Raw genomic sequence first — 17,672 nt, 5'->3', positions numbered from 1 at the left:
GCACCACACCCCGGCGGACGGCCTCCGCAGCACGACGCGACCGTGCGCCGCTTCCCTCCCGGAGCGATCATGACCACGCACCCGACCCTGTCGCCCAGCACCGGGTCCCAGGTCCCCGAGCACCCCCTGCGCCGCTCGACCGACCCGCCCCCGCACCCGATGCGACGCGCCACGGACCGTGCGCCGACCCGACCCGCGGTGAGCCTGGTGATCCCCGCCCTCAACGAGGCGCGCAACATCCCCTGGGTCTTCGAGCAGATACCGGACTGCGTCGGCGAGGTCCTGCTGATCGACGGCGCCTCCCACGACGCCACGGTCCCCGTCGCGACCCGGATCCTGCCCACCGTCCGCAGCATCCCGCAGACCGGCAGGGGCAAGGGCGACGCCCTGCGCACCGGCTTCCTCGCGGCGCGCGGCGACCACGTGGTGATGATGGACGCCGACGGCAGCATGTCCCCGGCCGAGATCCCGCACTTCGTGCACTTCCTGGAGAACGGCTACGACTTCGTCAAGGGCTCCCGGTTCGTCGAGGGCGGCGGCTCCCTCGACATCACCCGCATCCGCAAGCTCGGCAACCACGCCCTGCTCGCCCTCGTGAACCGGCTCTACGACGCCACGCTGACCGACCTCTGCTACGGCTTCTGCGCCTTCCGGCGCAGCTTCCTCGACCAGCTCGACCTGCACGCCACCGGCTTCGAGATCGAGGCCGAGATGATCGTCCACGCGCTGCGCTCCGGACTGCGGATCGCCGAGGTCCCCAGCCTCGAACTGCCCCGCCGCAACGGGCAGTCCAACCTGCACGCGATCTCCGACGGGCGCCGGGTGCTGCGTACGCTGCTCTCCGAGCGCCCCGGCGGCCGCCCGGCGCCCGCCCCGCAGGAGCGGAGCACGCCGTGACCGGCGGCGGCCCGCCCGCCGCCGCGCCGTCACCACCCGCGCCGCACGCGCCGCTGCCGGTCGTGGACATCGACCTCGCGGAGCCCGGGACGTTCCGGCGCCCCGGCGGCGGCGCGCGGCCCGGACCGTCCGGCCGGGCCCTCGGCCTCGTACGCCTCCACGGCCGTCCGCTGGGCATGGCCGAGGCCTGCGGCGGGGGCCCCGAGGAGCTGTGGCAGGCGCTCGCCGACACGGCGCGCCGGGACTTCCCGGCCGCCGAGGGGGAGCACGGAGCCGCGGGGCGTGCCGGCCCCGCCGGGAGCCCCCGACCCGCTCGGGGGCCCGGCTCCGGTGCGAGCCTCCGGCCCGCGCGGAGCGCGGGACCCGCCACCGCCTCCGGCCCGGGGGAGAGCCGCGGGCCCGGTCGCGGGCCCGGCTCCGGCCACCGGCCGGCCCGGGGGCCGGACTCCGGCGGAGGCCCGCGCGCCGCCCGGGACGCCGGCTTCGGCGGGCGGCGGCGGACCGGCCGCGGCGCCCGCCCCGACGAGGACCCCGGCGCGGCCCACCGGGGCGGGACCGCCGGAACGCCCCCGATCAGCGTGATCGTGGCCACCAGGAACCGCGCCGGCATGCTCCGCGACTGCCTGGACTCGCTGCTCGCCCTCGACTACCCCCGGTACGAGGTGATCGTCGTTGACAACGCCCCGGCGGACACGTCCACCGAGCACCTGGTCCGGCGGGAGTACGCCGGCCGCCGCGACGGCCCCACGGTCCGCTACCTGCGGGAGCCGGTCCCCGGACTCGCCCGCGCCCACAACCGGGGACTCGCCGTGGCCGACGGCGACATCGCCGCCTTCACCGACGACGACACGCTGGTCGACCCGCACTGGCTCACCGCCCTCGCCGAGCCCTTCCTCGCCGACCCCCGGACCGGCTGCGTCACCGGCCTCATCGTCCCCGCCGAACTGGACACCGACGCGCAGCTCGCGCTGGAACGCCACGGCGCCTTCGGCAAGGGCTACGCCCCGCTCACCTGGTCGCTGCGGGAACCGCCCGCGGACCCCCTCTTCCCCTTCACCGCCGGCCGGTTCGGCTCCGGCGCGAACATGGCCTTCCGTACGGAACTGCTGCACGGACTCGGCGGCTTCGACCCCGCCACCGGCACCGGCACCCCGGCGCGCGGCGGCGACGACCTGCTCGCCTTCTTCCGGGTGCTGGCCCACGGCCGCTCCCTCGCCTACGAGCCCACCGCGATCGTCTGGCACCGGCACCGGCGCACCCACGAGGCCCTCGCCGCCCAGGCGTACGGCTACGGAGCCGGTTTCGGCGCCTTCCTGGCCGCGGCCCTCGCCCACGAACCGCGCATGCTGCCCGCACTGCTCCGGCGGCTGTCCGGCGGCGTCCGGTACGCGATCGCCAGGAACCGGGAACGCGCCGGCCCGGCCGCGGGCCCGGGCGGCACGTCCTCCTCGCTCGCCCGCCTGGAACTGCGCGGCCTGCTCTACGGACCGTTCGGCTACCTGCGCAGCCGCCTGACCGAGCGGCGGACCCGACGATGACCGCGCCGCCGGCCGTACGCCGCACCCGGACGTCCACGGCGGCCGGGCGGCCCGGCGCGGGGGACGGGCCGCACCCCGGCGCCCGGCCCTCCCTCGGCACGGTGGTCCGGTCCGGCGTCGCCACGGTCTTCCCCCGCGACCCGCTGCTGCGCAACGGACACCTCCTGGCGATCAGCTCGCTCGTCAGCGCCGGACTCGGATCGATCTTCTGGCTCCTGGCCACGCACTGGTACGAGGACGACGTGGTGGGCCTCAGCTACTCCGCGCTCTCCATGACCCTGCTGCTCGCCAGCATGGGACAGCTCAACCTGTCCGACTTCCTCGTCCGGTTCGTGCCCTCCGCCGGCCACCACACCCGCCGGCTGATCCTCCTCTGCTACGCCGTCAGCGCCGTCGCCAGCGCGCTGGTGGCCATGGGCTTCCTGCTGCTCGTCCCCGTCGTCGCCCCCGGCCTCGGCTTCCTGCTGACCCCGGTGACCGCCACCTGCTTCGTCGCCGCCACCGCCGGATACTCCGTCTTCGTGATGCAGGACGGGGCGCTGACCGCCGTGCGGCGGCCCGGCTGGGTGGTCGGCGAGAACGTGATCTTCGCCTGCGTGAAGATCGGACTGCTCGGCATGGGCGCGGCCCTGGCCCTGTTCTCCGGCATCCTGCTCTCCTGGGTCGGGGCGCTCGCGGTCTCCCTCGTCGTCGCCAACTTCGTCCTCCTGCGGCGGGCCGTGCCCGCGCACGTGCGGGAGTCGACGGCGGGGGAGCGGCCGGAGCGGGCCCTGCGGTACGCGGCGGCCGACTACTTCGGCTCGATGTTCCGGATGGCCGCGTACACCGTGGTCCCGCTGATGGTCCTGAACAACCTCGGCGCCGACCAGAGCGCCTACTTCTCGCTGGCCTGGATCGTCGGCTACACGCTCTTCCTGGTGGCCCGCAACCTCGGCAACTCCCTCGTCGTGGAGGCCGTCCGGAGCCCGGAGCGCCTGGTCGAGCACACGGTGCGGATGATGCGCCACACGGGCCTGCTGCTGGGCTCCGGCATCGTCTTCGTCGCCGTGCTCGCGCCGCAGATCCTCTCCCTGTTCGGCGCCGAGTACGCCGAGCACGGCAGCACCCTGCTCCGGCTCCTCGCCCTGGCCGCCCTGCCGAACATCGTGGTCAGCCTGGCCATCGACGTGTGGCGGGCGCGCCGGCTGCTGCGCTGGGCGGTCGGGGTGCAGATCGTGATGTGCGTCCTGGTCCTGGGACTCACCAAGATCCTGCTGCCGACGCTGGGGATCACCGGGGCGGGCGTCGCCTGGCTGGTGACCATGTGCCTGCTCGCCGCGCCGCTGCTGATCTGGCGGGGGCGCTGGCTCACGACCGGATCCCGGGAGGCCCCCGTGAACACCGAGACCGAGACGACCGCCGACACCGCGACGGGCTCCGCGACCGCGCCGGGGCCGGCCTCCGGACCCCCGCCGACCCTGAGCGTCGTCGTCTGCGCCTACACCCTCGACCGCTGGGACGACCTGCGGGCCGCGATCGGCTCGCTGCGGGCCCAGCGGCACCCGGTGACGGAGACCGTCCTCGTCGTCGACCACTGCCCCGGGCTGTACGCGCGGGCGTCCGCGGCGTTCCCCGGCGTCCGCGTGCGGGAGAACACCGGACGCCGGGGCCTCTCCGGCGCCCGCAACACCGGGGTCGCCGCCGCCCGTTGCGAGGTCGTCGCCTTCCTCGACGACGACGCCGCGGCCGAGCCGGACTGGTCCGCCCGGCTCCTCGCCCGCTACGCCGACCCGGCCGTGGCCGGCGTGGGAGGCCTGGTCCGCCCGTGGTGGGTCACCCGGCGGCCGGCGTGGTTCCCCCGGGAGTTCGACTGGGTGGTCGGCTGCTCGTACCGCGGGCTGCCCGAACAGGCCTCCCCCGTACGCAACTTCATCGGGGCCAACATGTCCTTCCGGCTGGGGGAGGTGACCGCCGCCGGCGGCTTCCGCACCGACCTGGGACGGGTGGGCAAGCGGCCGCTGGGCTGCGAGGAGACCGAGCTGTGCCTGCGCATCGCGGCCCGCAGCCCGGACGCCGTCCTCCTGCACGAACCCGCCGCCGCGGTCCGTCACCGGGTGCCCGCGGCCCGCGCCACCTGGGCGTACTTCCGCGCGCGCTGCTACGCCGAGGGCCTGTCCAAGGCGCACGTGGCCCGGCTCGGCGGCAGCCGCGCCGCCCTGTCCAGCGAGCGTGCCTATCTGACGTCGACCGTGCCGCGCGCGGTCGCCCGTGCGCTGACGCCCGGCCGCGAGGGCGGGCCGCGCACGGCCGCGGCGCTGCTGGGAGGGGTCGGGGCGACCGTCGCCGGCTATGCCGTGGGCCGGCTCCGGCCTCCCGCCCGGGCCTCGTCCGGGGAGCCGTCCGCCGTCGGGGCCGCGGTGGCCGCCGAGGGCCGGACCGGGGGAGGGGCGGGAGTCTGACATGACCGCCGTGCCCGTCTTCCTCTACCACTCGGTGTCGTCCGACCCGCCGTCCTGGATCGCGCCGTTCACGGTCGCCCCGCGGGTCTTCGCCGAGCAGCTGGCGACGATCGCCGACAGCGGTCTGCGTCCGGTGCCGCTGAGCACGCTGGTGGCCGCCCTGCGCGGCGGCCCGCCGCTCCCCGACCGGGCCGCCGTCCTCACCTTCGACGACGGCTTCGCGGACTTCCACTCCACGGTGCTGCCCCTGCTCACGGGCCGCGGCCTGCCCGCCACCCTGTACGTCACCACGGGCGCGCTGCGCGGCCGGGCCGGCGCTCCGGTGGACGGCGTCTTCCCGCCGGAGTCGCGGATGCTGAGCTGGCGCCAGCTCGCCGCGCTGGACGCGGCGGGTGTCGAGATCGGCGGACACACGAGGACCCACCCGCAGCTCGACACGCTGCCCGCCCGCCGGGTGCGGGACGAGGTCGCGGGGTGCGGTCGCGAACTGGAGGACTTCCTCGGCCACCGGGTCGTCTCGTTCGCCTATCCGCACGGCTACTCCAGTCCCGCGGTGCGCGAGCAGGTGGCCGAGGCCGGCTGGACGTCGGCGGCGGCGGTGCGCGAGGCGTTCAGCTCGGCGGCGGACGATCCGCTGCGGATCGCCCGGCTGATGGTGCGCGCCGACACGGACCGGGACCGGTTCCGCCGCTGGACCGAGGGGGCGGCGGCGCCGGTCGCACCGTTCCCCGAGGGGGCCCGCACCAGGGGCTGGCGCGCCTACCGCCGGATGAGGGCCCGGCTGAACGTGCCGTACCGGGCCGTCTCCTGAGGCGGGGCCGGGCGGGCGCGTCAGGGCCGCTGCCACACCCGTACCCAGTCCACCCGCATCCGGGCGCTGTCGACCGTGTCCGGGGGCGCCTTCGGCACGCCGACGGCCAGGTTGATCAGGACCTCCATGGGCACGTGCGGGATACGTTCCGGGGACGTGACCCGGAGGCGTTCGACGTCGTCCACGTACCAGACGAGCCGGTCGCGCTCCCACAGCAGGCCGAACACGTGGAAGCCGGCCGGGAAGTCGACCGGGCCGTAGGTGCCGCTCTGCCGCTCCTCGTCGCCGTCGGGCTCGCGCCAGTGCACGTACATGCTGACCTCCTGGGTGGTGGCCAGGAATTCCATGATGTCGAGCTCCGGCGGGGTGAAGCGCGAGGCTGGCATCATCCAGAAGGCGGGGAACATGCCGGCCTCGGCGGGGATCCTGATGGCTGCCTCGAAGTAGCCGTAGGTGAAGGTGCGCCGCGGTTCCGCGTACCAGTCGTCCCGTCCCGTGGAGATCATTCCGGAGGTCCACGGATAGGTGTGGTCGTCGCTGCCGCGGGTCTCGCGCCGCTCGGCGGTGAGGGTCAGTTCGCCGTCCCCCACCGAGACCTGCTCCGGCAGGTACCACTGCAGTTCGTCGTTGCCGCTGTTGGTGCAGCCCTCCTTGTTCCAGTCGTAGCAGGTGGTCCACGTCCGGTCGTCGAGCTCGTCGCCGTCGAAGTCGTCGCTCATGACGAGCCGCCAGGGGCCGGCCGGCGTCGGCGTGACGGCGGACGGCGGTGTCGTCCCGTCCGCCGGCGGGCCGCCGGCGGGCGCGGTGCAGGCGGTGGCCGCCAGCAGCAGGGCCGTCAGCGCCAGCGCCGTCCGCCGGAGGGGCCGGCGGGCGCCCCGCGCGTTCACCGGTCCCGGCCCGCGGCCGGGGCCGCGAGCCGGTGGGGCAGCAGGGCGAGGACCGAGGTCAGCGCGGCGAGCACGAGCAGGGACCGGGTGGCGGTGAAGACGCCGCCGAGGAAGAGCACGACGGCCACGAGGGTCGTCAGGGCCAGCCCGAGGACGAGGGTGAGGAGGGCGAGTTCCAGGACCGCGGTGGGGTGCCCGGGCCGCCGCCACGCCACGGCGGGCCGCAGGGCGAGCTGGGCCGCGAGTCCGGGGCAGACCAGCAGGAACAGGGTGACGGCGGCGACCCGGACCGGGTGGGCGTCGGGCAGCGCGGTGGCGAGGAGCGCGAGCCAGCCGGAGGCGGCGAGTGCCAGGCGCGGACGTGTCATGCGGTGCCCTCCTCAGTCCGGTGGGGGCGTCACGTAGCGGTAGACGATCGCGTCGCCGTTGTCGTAGACGCGGGTGAAGCCGGGGGCGTCCGACAGCGCGGCCTCCAGCCGCTCGGGGACGTCGGCGGGCAGGGCCCCGGTGACGTAGAGGTTCATGTCCTGGGCCCGGGTGAGCACGACGTACGCGGGCCGTTCCTCGGTGGCGCCGTAGACGAAGCCCTCCACCCCCTCCAGCGGGTCGCGCACCAGCAGCCGCTGATCGTCCGTCTCCTGGTAGGCCAGCTGGACCCTGCGGTGTTTCTCGTAGTCGAGGTCGAGGTCGGGTACGTCGGCGGTGAGCGTGACGATCGTCGAGCCCGGCGGGGCGTGCTCGATCACGTAGCGGGCGGCGGCGACCTCCTTGAGGGTGTACTGGTTGAGGGCCTCCTTGCCGTAGTAGCCGAAGACCAGCGCCCCGAACATGGCGAGGAGGACGGGGTAGACGGCCAGCGTGCGGCCGACGCGCCGGTCGCCCGAGGGCAGGAGGAGGGCCGCCGCCAGGAACGCGGCGGCGGGCAGGGCGAAGAGGTAGGCCCGGAACAGCATCTCGCCGCCGTAGGCGTTGACGGCGAGCAGCGGCAGCGGGGCCGCGGCCAGCAGGGGGAGGCCGGTGCGCCGGGTCCAGCGGCGGACCAGAAGGCCGGCGACGGCCAGCAGGGCGACGGCCGCCGACAGACCGCGGTCCACCCAGGACAGCAGGATCTGGCCCGGAGCGGCGTCGCCCAGGGCGGCCAGTCCGGAGGAGACGTTCTTGTCGGGCTGGGTGAGGGATTCGACGAGGTTCTCGATGTTGACGGAGATGTACGACCGGGCCACCGTGGCGTCCCAGACGGCGGTGAGGACGACCGCGGCGATCAGCACCGGCAGGGCCAGGCGCCGGCTGCGCCGGGGCAGGGACAGCAGGGCCATGGCGCTGATCAGCATGAGCGGTGTGAGCGGGTGGGAGACCACGATCGCGGCCACGATCACCACGACCGCGACGAGGAGCCCGGGTGGCCAGCCCTCCCGCCGGCGCGGATCGGGGCGGGGGAGCGCCGGGGACCGCAGCTGCCGGAAGAGCAGGGCCGCGATGGTCATGAAGAGCAGGAAGGCGAAGGACTGCGGGGCGAAGTAGTCCTGGCCCACCCAGGAGCAGCTGTAGAAGATCCAGACCGCGCCCCAGACCAGCCGCCGGTCGCGGGTGACGCTGCGGTAGAGCAGGAGCAGCGGGGCGAGCAGCAGGGCGTTGGCGAAGGGCGGCGTCCAGGCGGCGTACCCGACGGACGAGTCGAGGCCGGTGGTCCGCAGGAACAGGGCGTGGAGCTGGAAGAAGCCGGGCCAGTCGTTGTAGACGGAGAACTTGTCGGCGTTCGGCACCTCGCCGCCGTGCCGGATCATCGCGTCGATGACCGCCAGGTGCTTCCACGCCCAGGAGTAGCGCAGGGTCGGGTAGAGCAGGGTGGGCGTGGCGTGGACGAGGGCGATCAGGGCGAGGACGTAGCCGGTCAGCCAGGCGCCGTGGGTGCGGCGGTCGCTCAGGGCCAGGCAGAAGCCCAGGGTGAGCAGGGCCGCGGCCACCCAGAAGAGCGGGGGCAGCACCTGGAGCAGTCCGAGGTCGCGCATCCGGTCGAGGGGGACGGAGCGCAGCGACAGCAGCCAGAGGACGACCGAGAGGGGCAGGACCAGGCGGGCCGCCCAGACGCGGACCGCCTCGGGCCGGGTGCGGTGCGGGGCGTCGGCGGGCGGTGCGGGGGCGGGGGTCCCCGCGGGGTCGTCGGCGGCCGTCGTGCGGGCCCGGCGTTCGGGCCCGCTCACCGGAACACGTCCAGGACCTGTTCGGCGGGACCCCACCTACCGCGAAGCCTCGAAAGGGACATTATGGTGCGATTCTAGAACGTCCCCTGGGGGGAGGCCCGTTGGGACGCCGGGCCCGGAAGGGCCGCCGGAGGGGCGCGCGGTGGGACGACGCGCGGGGATCACATGCCCTTGTTAGGGTGATATGAGCGCATGCGCCCCGTGGCGCGACGGCCCGTCGGCGCGACCGCGCGACGACTCGCAGGCTCGCCGGGAGGATCCGTGGACACCGCGTTCCCCCGGGCCGTACCGGGGGAACGGACCGGGACCGGACGGCCGGGATGGAGCGGCCTCCTCCCCCTCGATCCGAACCCCCTGCTGACCAGGCCCTCGGACCTGGTCCGGGCCCGACGGCTGGCCGGCCTGCTGCGCGGCGGCCCCGTCCGCTACCGCGACCTGCACCGGCTGGAGCGGACCGTCTCCGACCTGCTCGTCTTCCGCCTGGACGACCACGCGTCCGCACCCCTTGTCGTCAAGCACCCGCGCAGCCCCCGCGCGGCCGGATCCCTGACCCACGGCTGCGCGGCCCTCCGCGCACTGGCGGAGGACGACCGCGTCGGCGCGTGGCGGCGGCTGCTCCCGTCGGCCGAGGAGCTCCGGTACGACGGCCGGCTGCTGCTCGTGGCCGAGCGCCGCCTGCCGGGCGTCGAGGCCGACGCCCTGCTGCGCCGCGCCCCAAGCCGCACCTGGGCCGTGGCCGTCGCCGCGCTCGCCACCGTCGCCGGCCTGCACCGCGCGACCGGCCGCCCGGAACGCGCCGACCTGCGGACCGCCGACTGGGTGGACGCCCGCCTCGCCGTGCTGACCGACCAGATCCCCTGGTGCGGCGGGCCCCGCGGCGCGCCCGCCGTCCGCGCCCTGGGCGAGCGCCTCCACACCGGTCTGGCCGGCCGCACCCTGACCGCGGGCCGGACCCACGGCGACTACCACCCCGGGAACATCCTGGTGGACGAGGCGGACGGAACCCCGTCCGGGGTGATCGACTGGGCGGACTCCGTGCCCGACGGCCCGTGCGCCGTCGACTCCTACCTGTTCGTCCTCACCCTGCGGCAGCAGCGCGAGCGGCGGGAACTCGGGCAGATCGTCGCCGAGGCGGTGCGCCGCGGCGGCCTCCTCCCCGAGGACCGCGCCCTGCTCGGCCACGCGGACGTGCCCTCCCCGCGGCAGGAGCGCGACGAGGCGCTGCTGCCGCTGCTCACCTGGCTCTGGCACGTGGCGGGGAACGCCGCCAAGTCCGCCCGCTACGGACGCAGCCGGCGCTGGGTCGCCGGCAACGTGGTCCCGGTCCTCACGGAGGTGACCCGGCGATGACCGCGGCCGAGGTCCTCGGCCAGACCACCGCGGCGGGCCCCGTGCGGGTCGCGTCCCCCGCCCCCCGCGAGGTCTGGCGGCGGCTCGCCCGGGAGGACCCCGCGACCCTGGTCACCCAGACCCCGGCCTGGCTCGACGCGATCTGCGCGGCCGCGCCCTACGAGGACGCGAGCAGGCTGTACTCCTTCGCCGGCGGCCGCCGGCTCCTCGTCCCCCTCGTGCGGGGGCGCGGCCTGCCCGGGCGGCTGCTCGCCGAGGAGTCCTGGCCGTCCCGCTGGGGGATCGGCGGCCCGCTGGCGCCCGCGGGCACCCCCGACGCGGAGGAGGCCCTGGTCGTCTGGCGCGACCTGGCCCGGCGCCCGGCCCTGCGGACCGGCCTGCGGCTGGGACCGGAGGCCGACCCGGTGTGGGCGTCCACCGCGCCGCCGGACTTCGCGGCGGAGACCCTGACGACGTACGTCCTGGACCTGGGCGGCGGCTTCGACACGGTCTGGGAGCGGCGCTTCCACGGCCGCGCGCGGCGCGACGTGCGCCGCGGCGAGCGGTCGTCCGTCGAGGTGGAGGTCGACCGGGAGGGCCGGCTGGTGTCCGAGTTCTACGGGCTGTACGAGAAGTCCATGCTGCGCTGGGCCGAGCAGCAGCACGAGCCGAGGGCGCTCGCCCGGCTGCGCCGGTCCCGGGCGTTCCCCCGCCGGTACCTGGAGGCGGTGGCCGACCGGTTCGGCACCTCCTGCGCCGTCTACCTGGCCCGGGTGGGCGGGGAGCCGGCCGCCGGAGCGGTGGTGGTGTCGTACGGGCGGCAGGCCAAGTACTGGCGCGGCGCGATGGACCGGGAGCTGGCCCATCCGGTGCGGGCGAACTTCCTGCTGCAGCGGCTCGCGATCGAGGACGCGTGCGCCGAGGGGCGGACGGCCTACGTCATGGGCGACTCCCGCCCGGGGTCCTCGCTCGCCCACTTCAAGGAGGGGTTCGGGGCCGAGGGCCTCCCCTCCCTCCGCCACCGCCGCGAACGCCTCCCGCTCACGGAGGCCGACCGCCTGCTGCGGACCGCGGCCAAACGGCTGCTGCGCTTCCGCGACGCCTGACGGCGGCGGGCCGGGCCCCGGGTACGGCTCCGGGAGCGAGCCGCGCCCGGGCCTGGCTTTTCCCGGCCGGATAGGCTCTCTGTCGTGGAGTCGCAGGAGAAGAAGAGTCGTCGGCCCTGGGTGGTGGGGGTTTCCGGGGCGTCGGGCACGCCGTACGCCGCCGCCGTACTGCGGGGCCTCCTGGCCGCCGGGGAGAGCGTCGACCTGGTCGTGTCGAGGGCCTCACGGCTGACGCTGCTCGACGAGACGGGCATCTCCTTCCGGGACGCGCACTGGCGCGAGGACCTGGCCGCCTGGCTGGCGCGGGGCGCGGACGGCAAGCCGGACACCTTCGACGTGGCGGACGCCCTCGGCGACGTGCGGTACTGGGCGGCCGGCGACCTGGCCGCGGGGCCGTCCTCGGGTTCGTACCCGGCCAAGGGGATGCTGGTGGTGCCGGCCTCGACCGCGGCGGTGGCGGGAGTGGCACTGGGGCTCTCGAAGGACCTGCTCCAGCGGACCGCGAGCGTGACGCTCAAGGAGCGGCGTCCGCTGGTCGTCGCCGTGCGGGAGACCCCGCTGAACGGACAGACGCTCAAGCAGATGGTGGCGCTGGACGAGGCGGGCGCCGTGGTGCTGCCCGCCTCTCCGGCGTTCTACGCGGGGGCGACGCACATCCAGGATCTGGTGGACTTCGTCGCCGGGCGGGTGCTCGACGCGGCAGGGGTGCCGCATCGGCTGTACCGCCGGTGGGAGGGAGAGCTCGGTGGAGCGACCCCCCGATCGGATTAGCGCTTCGGGGCGCGCTTCTTCGCGGCGCGCTTCGAGGCGGCGGTCGGCTGGTGGGCACGCGAGCGGTTGGCCAGGTCCTGCAGCTCGCGCATGCGTGCGTAGGCCATCTCGATCGTGTACACGGTGAACACCACTCCTGAAAGATCGTCTTTGATCGTCTAAAAGATTCACAGGGCGTCTTCCCTGTGTACCTTAGATTCTATACCTAAACTCGCGGTATCGCTGGACAATGGAAGGCTTCATACCTATGGACGCCGTGGACAGGCAGCTCATCCAGGCTCTGCGCGAGAACGGTCGTGCCTCGTACGCCGAGCTCGGCCGGCTCGTCGGGCTCTCCGGCCCCTCTGTCACCGACCGCATCAACCGCCTTGAGGCGGCCGGAGTCATCACCGGCTACCGCGCCACCGTCGACGCCGCCTCGCTCGGCCTCGGCGTGACCGCCCTCATCGGCATCTCCCTCTCCGACGCCGCCGACCACGAGGACGTGGCCCGCCGCCTCAAGGACCTCGCCGAGATCGAGGACTGCTGGTTCATCGCCGGCGACGACTCCTTCATGCTCAAGGTGCGCGTCAGCGACGTCGACGGCCTGGAGAAGACGATCCGCCGCCTCAGCGGCACCAAGGGCGTCTCCCGCACCCGGACGACGATCGTGCTGTCCACCAAGTGGGAGAACCGGGTCGGAGAGCTGCCCGAAGAGGCCTGAGAGTACGGTTGGCCACGGCGTAATTCGGAGAAAAGGGAGGCGGCCGTACATGGATGTGGGCCTCAAGCGCGAACTCGAGCAGAAGGTCCGGGACGGTGAGCGGCTGAGCCGTGAGGACGGCATCGCCCTCTACGCGTCCGACGACCTCGCCTGGCTCGGCGGCCTGGCCCACGAGGTCCGGACCCGCAAGAACGGCGACGTGGTGCATTTCAATGTCAACCGGCATCTGAACATGACCAACGTCTGCACCGCCTCCTGCGCCTACTGCTCGTTCCAGCGCAAGCCGGGCGAGAAGGACGCGTACACCATGCGCATCGAGGAGGCCGTGCGCCTCGCCAAGGCGATGGAGAACGAGAACCTCACCGAGCTGCACATCGTCAACGGGCTGCACCCCAACCTGCCCTGGCGGTACTACCCGCGCTCCCTCTCCGAGCTCAAGAAGGCCCTGCCGAACGTCTCGCTCAAGGCCTTCACCGCCACCGAGATCCACCACTTCGAGACCATCTCGGGGATGTCGGCCTCCGACATCCTCGACGAGCTCATCGAGGCCGGTCTGGAGTCCCTGACCGGCGGCGGCGCCGAGATCTTCGACTGGGAGGTCCGGCAGCACATCGTGGACCACCGCACCCACTGGGAGGACTGGTCCCGGATCCACCGCCTCGCGCACGAGAAGGGGCTCAAGACCCCCAGCACCATGCTGTACGGGCACATCGAGGAGCCCCGCCACCGCGTGGACCACGTGCTGCGGCTGCGTGAGCTCCAGGACGAGACCGGCGGCTTCCAGGTCTTCATCCCGCTGCGCTACCAGCACGACTTCGTCGACATGCAGGACGGCAAGGTCCGCAACAAGCTCCAGGCGCGGACCACCATGGCGACCGGCGCCGAGGCCCTGAAGACCTTCGCGGTCTCCCGGCTCCTCTTCGACAACGTGCCGCACGTCAAGGTCTTCTGGGTCATGCACGGCGTGCAGACGGCGCAGCTCGCGCTCCAGCACGGCGCCGACGACATGGATGGCTCGGTCGTCGAGTACAAGATCACGCACGACGCCGACAACTACGGCACGCCCAACAAGCTGGGCCGCGAGGACCTCCTGGAGCTGATCCGCGACGCCGGCTTCCGCCCGGTCGAGCGGAACACCCGGTACGAGATCATCCGCGAGTACCCGGGACCGGACGCCGAGCGGCGGGAGACCCCGCAGCCGATGCGGTTCTGAGCAGGCGCGACGGAAGGGCCGGTGGGAGCTCCCACCGGCCCTTCCGCCATCCCGCCGCGCGCCGCACGGACCCGGTCCTCACCCGGCCGCGCGCCGCACGCGGGCCCGGTCCTCACCCGGCCGTGTGCTCCACCGGGATCCACAGCGCCGCCCGCGCCGTCTTCCAGTCCTCCGAGGGGCTGATGCTCATGATCTCGGGGCCCGGCCGGATCGCGTACGGGTTGGACGGGAACCACTGGGTGAAGATGTCCCGCCACAGGTGCTGCACGGCCTCCGGCAGCGGGCCCTCGTTCTCGAAGACCGCCCAGGAGCCCGACGGCACGTCCAGCACCTCGAACTCCTCCGGCACCTCGGCGTCGCTCACCACCGCGTGCCAGTAGTCCAGTTCGACGCCCTCCTCCCGGCTCTCGCCGAGGTGGACCACGGCCGAGACCACGCCCCGGGGCTCCTGGTCCGAGAGCCGCCCGAGCCGCTCGATCGTCTCCTGCCCGAGGGACCGGATGTGCGCGGCGATCGCCGGGTTCTCCCCCTCGTGGACCAGTGGGACCCGGGCCCTCCGCCCGACGACCCTCAGGTCCTTCTTCTCCACGACCCTGTACCGCATGCTGCTGCTCCCTTCGACGACCAGTCGGAAGGACATCCGCGGCTGGGCGCTGAGCGCGGCCCCCGTGCGGCGGGCCTCGCCGGGCCCGACCCCGTGCACCGCGCGGAACGCGCGGGCGAAGGCCTCCCCGGAGCCGTAGCCGTGGCGCACCGCGATCTCCAGGAGCGTCCGCTCCCCGGCGAGCACCTCGGCACCCGCGACGGTGAGCCGCCGGCGCCGCACGTACTCGGACAGGGACATGCCGGCCAGTGCCGAGAACATGCGCCGGAAGTGGTGCTCCGAGGTCGCGGCGACGCGGGCGAGGGCGGCCGCGTCGAGGGCGCCGTCGCGTTCGGCGACGAGGTGCTCCTCGATGTGGTCGAGCGCCCGGTTGAGCCGCTCCAGCACGGGGGTGTCCTTCCTTCGACGTGTCCTCACCCTAGGAAGCGGCCGGGGGTGCGGACCCGACATCCTGTGTCCGATCCGGTCGGGTCGTCCGGCGGCTCAGGTCAGCGGGAGCAGCATGAGGATGTCGTCCCGGTCGTCGCCGGGGGCGACCCGGATGGCGTCGGGGACGCGGCCGACCTCCTTGTAGCCGCACTTGGCGTAGAAGCCGTCGACGCCGGTGCCTCCCCGGCATCCCAGCCGGATCGCCTCGATGTGCTCGAAGCCCTCGGCGGTGCGGGCGGTGTGCTCGACGGCGGCCATGAGGTCGCGGCCGTAGCCCCTGCCCTGGTGCCGGGGGTCGACCATCACGGTGTAGAGCCACACCCAGTGCTGCATCAGGGGGTGGGAGTTGAAGGTGAAGAACGCGGTGGCGGCGATCGCGCCCGCCGCGTCGCGGCCGACGAGGAGCCGGGTGCCGCCCTCGTGCATCGCGACGAGGTGCTGGAGCAGTGCGGGGCGGATCTCGTCGGGAGTGACGGGCGGGACGAAGCCCACCGCACCGCCGGCGTTGGTGACGTCGGCCCAGAGGGCGAGCACCCCGTCGCGCAGGGCGGGGTCGATCGTGGGATCCACCTCGAAAGTAAGGGTCATGTATCGAGCGTAACTATTACTGGCGAGGGGCTCAAGAGGCCCGCCCCAGGGGTGCGGGGGCGGGCGTGCTTCACTGGAGGGGCGCTTGTCCCGTAAGGGATCTTGGGAACTTTTCGGAACGTCGGAACGGAAGAGTGGGCTGACATGCTCCGCTACACGCTGATGCGTCTCGGCATCTTCGCCGGATGCTTCCTCGCCCTGTGGGGCCTCGTCTACGTCGGCGCGCTGCCGCGTGGCCTCGGCGACTCGAACCTGCTCTGGGTCCTCGTCCTCTCCATCGTCGTCTCCGCCCCGCTGAGCTTCATCCTCCTCCGCAAGGTGCGCGACCAGGCGAGCGCCGAGGTCGTGGCGAAGGTCGACCGCGCCAAGGACCGCCTGGCCGCGAACCGCTCCCAGGAGGACGTGCTCTAGAGGCCCTCGCGGCCGCGTGAAGAGCGCGTAAGGTTCGTCACAGACCCGAACGACCCCGGACACCCCGGTCGGAGCTTCCAAGGCTTCCGTCCGGGGTGTTCTGCGTTTCGGAGGCGCGGAGGCGTCCCTACACCCCAAAGAAGGGCTTTGAGGTTCTCAAAGTTCAAGTGTTAACGTGTTCGACATGACGACAGCAGTGCGCCCTTCTCATGCCGCGAGCATCCCGCTCGTGGCGCGCCTGCACGTCGATCTGTGCCGCTGTATGTCCGCGGTCTGTTGCCGCGGGGTCTGACCCGGCATCATGCAGCGGCCCGCGTGAAAGCGCGTGTGTGCCGCACCCCCGTCCCGTATTTCCCGATACGCACCTGTGGAGTGTGTCTGTGTCCGCGTCCGCGACCACACCCGAGAAGCAGTCACCGGCTTCCTCGCGCATACCTAAGTTCCCCTTCTGGGCCCAGATCATCGCCGGTCTGGTCCTCGGCGCCCTGCTCGGCTGGCTCGCCCGCAGCCAGGACGTCTCCTGGCTGAAGGAGACCCTCGGCCAGGTCGGCGACATCTTCGTCCAGCTCCTGAAGCTGGCCGTCGCCCCGCTCGTCTTCTTCGCGATCCTGGTCTCGATCACCAACCTGCGGAAGGTGAACAACGCCGCCCGGCTCGCCACCCGCACCCTGCTCTGGTTCATGATCACCTCGCTGATCGCGGTGGCCATCGGCCTCGCCATCGGCCTGATCACCGACCCGGGCGCCGGCACCGGCCTCACCCCGCAGGACGGCAAGCTGCCCAAGCGCGAGGGCACCTGGATCGACTTCCTGACCGGCATCATCCCCACCGACGTCATCACGCCGTTCACCGAGCTGAACGTCCTGCAGATCGTCTTCATGGCCGCCGTCGCCGGCATCGCCGCCCTCAAGCTCGGCGACCGCGCGAAGCCGATCCTCAGCCTCTCCGAGTCGGTCCTCGAACTGCTCCAGAAGGCCCTCTGGTGGGTCATCCGCCTCGCCCCGATCGGCACCGTCGGCCTCATCGGCTTCGCCATCGCCGACTACGGCTGGGACCTGATCGGCAAGTACGCGACCTTCACCGCCGACGTCTACATCGGCTGCGCCCTGGTCATGTTCGGCGTCTACCCGCTGCTCCTCGCGACGGTCGCCAAGGTCAACCCGATCCAGTTCTACAAGGGCGCCTGGCCGGCCATCCAGCTGGCCTTCGTCTCCCGCTCCTCGGTCGGCACCATGCCGGTCACCCAGAAGGTCACCGAGCGCCTCGGCGTCCCGAAGGAGTACGCCTCCTTCTCCGTCCCGTTCGGCGCGACGACCAAGATGGACGGCTGCGCCGCGATCTACCCGGCGCTCGCCGCGATCTTCATCGCGCAGATCTTCGACGTGCAGCTGGGCATCGGCGACTACCTGCTGATCGCCTTCGTCTCGGTCATCGGCTCGGCGGCCACCGCCGGTCTGACGGGCGCGACGGTCATGCTGACCCTCACCCTCTCCACCCTGGGCCTCCCCCTGGAGGGCGTCGGCCTCCTCATGGCGATCGACCCGATCCTGGACATGATGCGGACGGCGACCAACGTCGCGGGCCAGGCCCTCGTCCCGGTGATCGTCTCGGCCCGCGAGAAGATCCTCGACCTCACGGCGTACGAGAACGCCTCGTCGTCCCCGATCGACGACCTCGCCGACACGGCCGGCACCGCCGACACCCGGGAGAAGGTCGCGGCCGCGGCCTGACCCCCCTCGCTCCCGC

The 17,672-nt window shown here is 73.4% G+C and carries 17 protein-coding genes; 11 read left to right on the top strand and 6 right to left on the bottom strand.

The window, feature by feature from the left end:
* The first annotated feature begins 69 nt into the window (after positions 1 to 69).
* From ACF09E_RS33840 to ACF09E_RS33825, 4 genes are read left to right on the top strand one after another with little or no spacing between them, the layout of a single operon-like run.
* Entirely contained in the window at positions 70 to 897 is an 828-nt protein-coding gene (locus ACF09E_RS33840; protein WP_392209880.1) for a glycosyltransferase family 2 protein, read from the top strand.
* Positions 894 to 2,435 (top strand): glycosyltransferase, encoded by a 1,542-nt coding sequence (locus ACF09E_RS33835; protein ID WP_392209878.1) that lies wholly within the window; start codon positions 894 to 896, stop codon positions 2,433 to 2,435. Before ACF09E_RS33840 ends, ACF09E_RS33835 begins: the two co-directional genes overlap by 4 nt.
* Complete coding sequence (locus tag ACF09E_RS33830; RefSeq protein ID WP_392209876.1) at positions 2,432 to 4,873, top strand: glycosyltransferase; 2,442 nt, start codon at positions 2,432 to 2,434, stop codon at positions 4,871 to 4,873. Before ACF09E_RS33835 ends, ACF09E_RS33830 begins: the two co-directional genes overlap by 4 nt.
* Before the next feature lies 1 nt (position 4,874).
* Positions 4,875 to 5,684: a polysaccharide deacetylase family protein gene (locus ACF09E_RS33825; RefSeq protein WP_392209874.1), complete on the top strand. Its 810-nt coding sequence runs from the start codon at positions 4,875 to 4,877 to the stop codon at positions 5,682 to 5,684.
* Between the two features lie 20 nt (positions 5,685 to 5,704).
* Here the strand turns inward: ACF09E_RS33825 and ACF09E_RS33820 are convergent, their stop codons facing one another.
* From ACF09E_RS33820 to ACF09E_RS33810, 3 genes are read right to left on the bottom strand one after another with little or no spacing between them, the layout of a single operon-like run.
* Positions 5,705 to 6,571: a family 16 glycosylhydrolase gene (locus ACF09E_RS33820; protein ID WP_392209872.1), complete on the bottom strand. Its 867-nt coding sequence runs from the start codon at positions 6,569 to 6,571 to the stop codon at positions 5,705 to 5,707.
* Positions 6,568 to 6,939 (bottom strand): hypothetical protein, encoded by a 372-nt coding sequence (locus tag ACF09E_RS33815; RefSeq protein ID WP_392209870.1) that lies wholly within the window; start codon positions 6,937 to 6,939, stop codon positions 6,568 to 6,570. Before ACF09E_RS33815 ends, ACF09E_RS33820 begins: the two co-directional genes overlap by 4 nt.
* A gap of 12 nt (positions 6,940 to 6,951) precedes the next feature.
* Positions 6,952 to 8,772 (bottom strand): glycosyltransferase, encoded by a 1,821-nt coding sequence (locus tag ACF09E_RS33810; RefSeq protein WP_392209868.1) that lies wholly within the window; start codon positions 8,770 to 8,772, stop codon positions 6,952 to 6,954.
* 261 nt (positions 8,773 to 9,033) lie between these two features.
* Between ACF09E_RS33810 and ACF09E_RS33805 the strand changes: the two genes are divergently transcribed.
* From ACF09E_RS33805 to ACF09E_RS33795, 3 genes are all read left to right on the top strand, one after another.
* Positions 9,034 to 10,122, top strand: a complete 1,089-nt coding sequence (locus ACF09E_RS33805; RefSeq protein WP_392209866.1) for a phosphotransferase — start codon at positions 9,034 to 9,036, stop codon at positions 10,120 to 10,122.
* Positions 10,119 to 11,207: a GNAT family N-acetyltransferase gene (locus ACF09E_RS33800; protein WP_392209864.1), complete on the top strand. Its 1,089-nt coding sequence runs from the start codon at positions 10,119 to 10,121 to the stop codon at positions 11,205 to 11,207. Before ACF09E_RS33805 ends, ACF09E_RS33800 begins: the two co-directional genes overlap by 4 nt.
* Before the next feature lie 84 nt (positions 11,208 to 11,291).
* Positions 11,292 to 11,978, top strand: coding sequence for a UbiX family flavin prenyltransferase (locus ACF09E_RS33795; RefSeq protein ID WP_392209862.1), 687 nt, complete (start codon positions 11,292 to 11,294; stop codon positions 11,976 to 11,978).
* Here ACF09E_RS33795 and ACF09E_RS33790 read toward each other — a convergent pair.
* Positions 11,975 to 12,112, bottom strand: a complete 138-nt coding sequence (locus ACF09E_RS33790; protein WP_361852626.1) for a hypothetical protein — start codon at positions 12,110 to 12,112, stop codon at positions 11,975 to 11,977. The two genes, ACF09E_RS33795 and ACF09E_RS33790, sit on opposite strands and share 4 nt — an antisense overlap.
* 113 nt (positions 12,113 to 12,225) lie before the next feature.
* Between ACF09E_RS33790 and ACF09E_RS33785 the strand changes: the two genes are divergently transcribed.
* Positions 12,226 to 12,681 (top strand): Lrp/AsnC family transcriptional regulator, encoded by a 456-nt coding sequence (locus ACF09E_RS33785; RefSeq protein WP_148005687.1) that lies wholly within the window; start codon positions 12,226 to 12,228, stop codon positions 12,679 to 12,681.
* A gap of 49 nt (positions 12,682 to 12,730) precedes the next feature.
* Positions 12,731 to 13,894 carry an aminofutalosine synthase MqnE gene (gene mqnE, locus ACF09E_RS33780; protein WP_361852622.1) on the top strand — a complete coding sequence of 388 codons (1,164 nt, stop codon included), beginning with the start codon at positions 12,731 to 12,733 and terminating at the stop codon, positions 13,892 to 13,894.
* A gap of 112 nt (positions 13,895 to 14,006) precedes the next feature.
* Here the strand turns inward: mqnE and ACF09E_RS33775 are convergent, their stop codons facing one another.
* Together ACF09E_RS33775 and ACF09E_RS33770 are read right to left on the bottom strand one after the other, a co-directional pair.
* Positions 14,007 to 14,885, bottom strand: coding sequence for a GyrI-like domain-containing protein (locus ACF09E_RS33775; protein ID WP_392209860.1), 879 nt, complete (start codon positions 14,883 to 14,885; stop codon positions 14,007 to 14,009).
* 96 nt (positions 14,886 to 14,981) lie between these two features.
* Positions 14,982 to 15,515 (bottom strand): GNAT family N-acetyltransferase, encoded by a 534-nt coding sequence (locus ACF09E_RS33770; protein ID WP_392209858.1) that lies wholly within the window; start codon positions 15,513 to 15,515, stop codon positions 14,982 to 14,984.
* A gap of 144 nt (positions 15,516 to 15,659) precedes the next feature.
* Here ACF09E_RS33770 and ACF09E_RS33765 point away from each other — a divergent pair, with 144 nt between their 5' ends.
* Both ACF09E_RS33765 and ACF09E_RS33760 read left to right on the top strand, forming a co-directional pair.
* Positions 15,660 to 15,926 (top strand): DUF4229 domain-containing protein, encoded by a 267-nt coding sequence (locus ACF09E_RS33765; RefSeq protein ID WP_392209856.1) that lies wholly within the window; start codon positions 15,660 to 15,662, stop codon positions 15,924 to 15,926.
* A 380-nt stretch (positions 15,927 to 16,306) separates the two neighbouring features.
* A complete protein-coding gene (locus ACF09E_RS33760; RefSeq protein WP_392209854.1) occupies positions 16,307 to 17,656 on the top strand; it encodes a dicarboxylate/amino acid:cation symporter in 1,350 nt (449 codons plus the stop codon).
* Positions 17,657 to 17,672: the final 16 nt, after the last annotated feature.

Source organism: Streptomyces sp. NPDC014891, from assembly GCF_043081085.1.
Lineage (GTDB): Bacteria > Actinomycetota > Actinomycetes > Streptomycetales > Streptomycetaceae > Streptomyces.
The sequence above is the reverse complement of the archived record's forward strand: the minus strand, read 5'-3'. Positions and strand labels throughout refer to the sequence as shown.

Coding starts and splice junctions, on each gene's coding strand:
- mqnE (WP_361852622.1), top strand. CDS start 12,731: ATGGATGTGGGCCTCAAGCGCGAACTCGAGCAGAAGGTCCGGGACGGT.
- ACF09E_RS33840 (WP_392209880.1), top strand. CDS start 70: ATGACCACGCACCCGACCCTGTCGCCCAGCACCGGGTCCCAGGTCCCC.
- ACF09E_RS33825 (WP_392209874.1), top strand. CDS start 4,875: ATGACCGCCGTGCCCGTCTTCCTCTACCACTCGGTGTCGTCCGACCCG.
- ACF09E_RS33770 (WP_392209858.1), bottom strand. CDS start 15,515: ATGACCCTTACTTTCGAGGTGGATCCCACGATCGACCCCGCCCTGCGC.
- ACF09E_RS33765 (WP_392209856.1), top strand. CDS start 15,660: ATGCTCCGCTACACGCTGATGCGTCTCGGCATCTTCGCCGGATGCTTC.
- ACF09E_RS33800 (WP_392209864.1), top strand. CDS start 10,119: ATGACCGCGGCCGAGGTCCTCGGCCAGACCACCGCGGCGGGCCCCGTG.
- ACF09E_RS33785 (WP_148005687.1), top strand. CDS start 12,226: ATGGACGCCGTGGACAGGCAGCTCATCCAGGCTCTGCGCGAGAACGGT.
- ACF09E_RS33830 (WP_392209876.1), top strand. CDS start 2,432: ATGACCGCGCCGCCGGCCGTACGCCGCACCCGGACGTCCACGGCGGCC.
- ACF09E_RS33815 (WP_392209870.1), bottom strand. CDS start 6,939: ATGACACGTCCGCGCCTGGCACTCGCCGCCTCCGGCTGGCTCGCGCTC.